At 75.1% G+C, this 5,332-nt stretch carries 1 protein-coding gene; it reads left to right on the top strand.

From position 1 onward, the window contains the following. The coding region (locus ACWCXH_RS39600; RefSeq protein ID WP_449806369.1) for an amino acid adenylation domain-containing protein at nt 1-5,332 on the top strand (5,332 nt) is incomplete at both ends.

Raw genomic sequence — 5,332 nt, 5'->3', positions numbered from 1 at the left:
AACTCGGCGAGATCGAAGCCGTCCTCGCCCAGCACCACAGCGTCGCCCGCGTCGCCGTCGTCGTCCGCGAGGACCGCCCCGGCGTCAAGCTCATCGTCGGCTACGTCGTGCCCGCCCCCGGAGCCACCCCCGACCCGGCCGCCCTCCTCGCCCACGTCGCCGCCGACCTGCCCGACTACATGGTCCCGGCCACGATCGTCACGCTGGACGCGCTGCCGCTGAACACCAACGGCAAGCTCGACCGCAAGGCGCTCCCGGCCCCCGACTTCGCCGACCGCACCCCCGGCCGCGCCCCCGCCACCGAACGCGAGAAGCTCCTCGCCACCCTCTTCGCCGAGATCCTCGGACTGCCCGAAGTCGGCGCCGACGACGACTTCTTCGCCCTCGGCGGCCACTCGCTCCTCGCCACCCGCCTGATCAGCCGGATCCGCGCCGAGCTCGACGTCGAACTGCCCGTCCGGGCCCTGTTCGAGGCGCCGACCGTGGCCGCCCTGGCCGAGCGGGTCGGCGGCGCCGACCGCGCCCGGCAGGCGCTCACCGCCCGCCCGCGACCGGCGGCGATCCCGCTCTCCCCCGCGCAGCGCCGGCTCTGGTTCCTCGGCCGGTTCGAGGACGCGGGCGGCAACTACAACCTGCCGATGGCGATCCGGATCTCCGGCGAACTGCACGTCCCGGCGCTGCGCGCGGCGCTCGCCGACGTCGTCGCCCGGCACGAGAGCCTGCGGACCGTCTTCCCGGACACCGACGGCGACCCGCGCCAGCACGTCCTCGCCCCGGCCGAGGCCGAGCCGGCCGTCCCGGTGGTCGGCGTCACCGAGGAGGAACTGCCCCGGGCGCTCGCCGCCACCGCCGCCCGGGACTTCGACCTCACCCGCGAGATCCCGCTCCGCGCCCGCCTGTTCGCCCTCGACGGCACCGAGTACGTGCTGCTGCTGGTGATCCACCACATCGCCGCCGACGGCTGGTCGATGGCCCCCCTCGCACGCGACCTCTCCACCGCCTACCGCGCCCGCCGCGGCGGCACCGCGCCGGACTGGCAGCCGCTGCCCGTCCAGTACGCCGACTACACGCTGTGGCGCCAGGAGGTGCTCGGCGACGAGACTGAGCTGCAAGGCGGCAAGCAGGGTCCCGGCGGCGAACTCGCCCGCCAGATCGAGCACTGGCGCACCACCCTGGCCGGCCTCCCCGAGGAGCTGGCCCTGCCCACCGACCGCCCCCGCCCGGCCGAGATGAGCTACCGCGGCGACACCGTCGAGCTCGCCGTGCCCGCGGACGTCCACCGCGCGCTCGCCGTCCTCGCCCAGGGCCACCGCGCGAGCGTCTTCATGGCCGCCCAGGCCGCGCTCGCCGCCCTGCTCACCCGCCTCGGCGCGGGCGAGGACATCCCCCTCGGCACCCCGGTGGCCGGCCGCACCGACCAGGCGCTGGACGAGCTCGTCGGCTTCTTCGTCAACACCCTGGTGCTGCGCACCGACACCTCCGGCGACCCGACCTTCCGCGACCTGCTCGACCGCGTCCGCGAGGCCGACCTGGCCGCCTACGCGCACCAGGACGTGCCGTTCGAGCAGCTCGTCGAGGTGCTCAACCCGGGCCGCTCGCTGGCCCGCCACCCGCTGTTCCAGGTGATGCTCTCCTTCCAGAACACCACCGAGGCCGCCCTCGACCTGGACGGGCTGCGCGCCACCACCCAGCCGGTCGGCCTGCGGATGTCCAACTTCGACCTGTCCCTCGTCCTCGCCGAGCGCTTCACCGCCGACGGCACGCCGGACGGTCTCGCGGGCGGCGTCGAGTACGCCACCGACCTGTTCGACCGGGAGACCGCCCAGGACCTCGCCGACCGCTTCGTGCGGCTGCTCACCGAACTGGTCGCCGACCCGGACCGCCCGCTGTCCGCCGCCGGCCTGCTCACCGACGAAGAGCGCCACCGCGTCCTCGTCGAATGGAACGACACCGCGCGCGACCACCCCACCGGCACCGTCCCCGGCCTCTTCGAGGCGGCCGCCGCCCGCACCCCCGACGCCACCGCCCTGGTCTTCCGGGACGTCACGCTGAGCTTCGCCGCACTCGACGCCTGGGCCAACCGGCTGGCCCGCCGGCTGCTCGCCGACGGCGTCCGGCCCGAGCAGGTCGTCGCCGTCCGACTGCCGCGCTGCGCCGAGCACATCGTCGCGCTGCTCGCCGTCATGAAGGCCGGCGCGGTCTACCTGCCGATCGACCGCGACTACCCGGCCGACCGCATCGCCTACATGACCGACGACGCCCGCCCGGTCGCCGAACTCGCCGAGCCCGCCGAGGTGCTGGCCGTCCGGGACGACGAGCGCTGGTCCGGCGCGCCGCTCACCGCGGCGGAGCGCTCCGGCGCCCCGCGCCCCGACAACGCCGCGTACGTCATCTACACCTCCGGCTCCACCGGCCGCCCCAAGGGCGTCATGGTGCAGCACCGCAGCGTCGTCAACCTCTTCCACGACCACTTCGACCGCCTCTACGCCCGCGAGATCGCCTCGGCCGGCGACCGCCGGCTCAAGGCCGCGCTGGCCGCGTCGTTCTCCTTCGACGCCGCGATCGACCCGCTGCTGTGGCTGCTCCGCGGCCACGAGCTGCACCTGATCGACGACGAGGCCCGGCACGACCCCGCCGCGCTCGCCGCCTACGCCCGCCGGGTCGGCGGCATCGACCACTTCGACACCACCCCCGGTCACTACCAGCAGCTGCACGAACTCGGCCTCACCACCGACGAGTCCGCCCGCCCGCTGGTCGTCGCCCTCGGCGGCGAGGCGCTCGGCGAGGCGCTGCGCGCCGAACTCGCCGGGATCGACGGCGTGGTGACGTACAACCTGTACGGGCCCACCGAGACCACCGTCGACGCCATCGGCCAGCGGATCACCGACGCCGGCCGGGTGCTGATCGGCCGGCCGCTCGACAACTACCGCGCGTACGTCCTGGACTCCGCCCTGCGCCCGGTCGCTCCGGGCGTGCCCGGCGAGCTGTACCTGGCCGGCGCCGGCCTCGCCCGCGGCTACCTCGGCCGCCCCGGCCTGACCGCCGAGCGCTTCACCGCCGACCCGTACGGCGCCCCCGGCGCCCGCATGTACCGCACCGGCGACCTCGCCCGCTGGACCCGCGACGGCCGCCTCGACTGCCTCGGCCGGGCCGACGACCAGGTCAAGGTGCGCGGCTTCCGCATCGAGCTCGGCGAGGTCACCGCCGCCATCGAGGCCCACCCCGACATCGCCGTCGCGGCCGTGGTCGTCCGCGAGGACCGGCCCGGCATCCGCGAGCTGGTCGGCTACGCCGTCCCCGCCGCCGGGCGGAGCGTGCCAGCCGCCGAGGAACTGCGCCGCGTGCTCGGCGAGCGGCTGCCCGACTACATGGTCCCGGCCGCGATCGTGCCGCTCGACCGCCTCCCGCGCACCGTCAACGGCAAACTGGACCGCGCGGCCCTGCCCGCCCCCGGCCCGCGCGCCGCCGGCCTCGGCCGGGCGCCGCGCACCGCGCAGGAGAAGGCGCTGTGCGAGATCTACGCCGAGGTCCTCGGGCTGGAGAGCGTCTCCGTCGACGACGGCTTCTTCGACCTCGGCGGCCACTCGCTGCTCGCCGTCCGGGTCACCGGCCGGGTCCGCGCCCGGCTCGGCGCCGAACTCGCCGTCCGCACCCTGTTCGAGGCGCCGACCCCGGCCGCGCTCGCCGAGCGCCTCGGCGACACCGCGAGCACCCGGCCCGCGCTGACCGCCCGGACTCGGCCCGAGCCCGTGCCGCTCTCCGCCGCCCAGCGCCGGCTCTGGTTCCTCGACCGCTTCGAGGGCCCCGGCTCGACCTACAACCTGCCGATCGCCGTCCGGCTCGACGGGCCGGTCTCGGCGGCCGCCCTGGCCGACGCGCTCGCCGACGTCACCGCGCGGCACGAGAGCCTGCGGACCGTCTTCCCGGACGCCGACGGACGGCCGCGGCAGCTCATCCTGCCCGCCGACGCGGCGCGGCCCGAGCTGCTGACCGCGCCGTACAGCGCCGAGGCGGTCGCCGCGGAGGCCGCGCGCGGCTTCGACCTGGCGACGGACCTCCCGCTGCGGGCGGCCCTGCTCCGGGTCGCCGACGAGGAGCACGTGCTGCTCGTGGTCGTCCATCACATCGCGGCGGACGGCTGGTCGATGGCCCCGCTGGCCCGCGACCTCTCGGTGGCGTACGCGGCCCGACTGGGCGGCTCGGCCCCGGAGTTCACGCCGCTGCCGGTCCAGTACGCCGACTACACGCTCTGGCAGGCCGAGGTCCTCGGCGACGAGAACGACCCGGCCAGCGAGCTCAACCGGCAGGTGGAGTACTGGCGCACGGCCCTCGCCGGACTGCCCGAGGAACTCCCGCTGCCCACCGACCGGCCCCGCCCGGCCCGGATGAGCTACCGCGGCGACACCGTCGCCTTCACCGTCCCGGCCGCGGCACACCGCCGACTCCTCGCGCTCGCGAAGGAGACGGGCACCAGCCTGTTCATGGTCGCCCAGACCGCGCTCGCGACGATGCTGCACCGCCTCGGCGGCGGCGAGGACATCTCGCTCGGCAGCGTCATCGCCGGACGGACGGACGAGGCCCTGGACGACCTCGTGGGCTTCTTCGTCAACACGCTCGTGCTGCGCAACGATCTGTCGGGGCGGCCGAGCTTCCGCGCACTGCTACGCCGCGTACGGGAGACGGACCTCGCGGCGTACGCCAACCAGGACGTGCCGTTCGAGCGCCTGGTCGAGATCCTCAACCCCGAGCGGTCGACGGCCCGGCACCCGCTGTTCCAGGTCATGCTCGCGTTCCAGAACACCGGGGCGGCGACGCTCGACCTGGCGGGGCTGCGGGCAGCGCCGTACGAAGCGACGTTCGACGCGGCCAAGTTCGACCTGACCTTCCAGCTCGCGGAGTCGGAGGACGGGCTGGCGGGCAGCGTCGAGTACGCCGTCGACCTCTTCGACCGCGCCACGGCGCAGGCACTGGGCGCCCGGCTCGTCACCGTGCTGGAAGCCGTCGCGGCCGACCCGGACCTCAAGGTCGGCGACATCGACGTCCTGACCGACGAGGAGCGCGCACTCGTCCTCGGCGAATGGGCCGACCAGACTGCACAGCTGGCACCGGCCACCTTCCACGGCCTCTTCGAGACCGCCGCCGACACCACACCTACCGCGCCCGCAATCGCAAGTGGCGACCTCGTACTCTCCTACGCCCAGGTGGAGGAACGCGCCAACCGGCTCGCCCACTGGCTACGCGCCCAAGGCGTCGGCACGGAAAGCATCGTCGCCCTCCTGCTCCCACGCTCCGTCGACATCGTCATCGCCCAACTCGCCGTCCTCAAGGCCGG

The sequence above is a fragment of the Kitasatospora sp. NPDC001660 genome (assembly GCF_053596725.1).
This window is presented reverse-complemented; position numbering and strand designations above follow the sequence as displayed.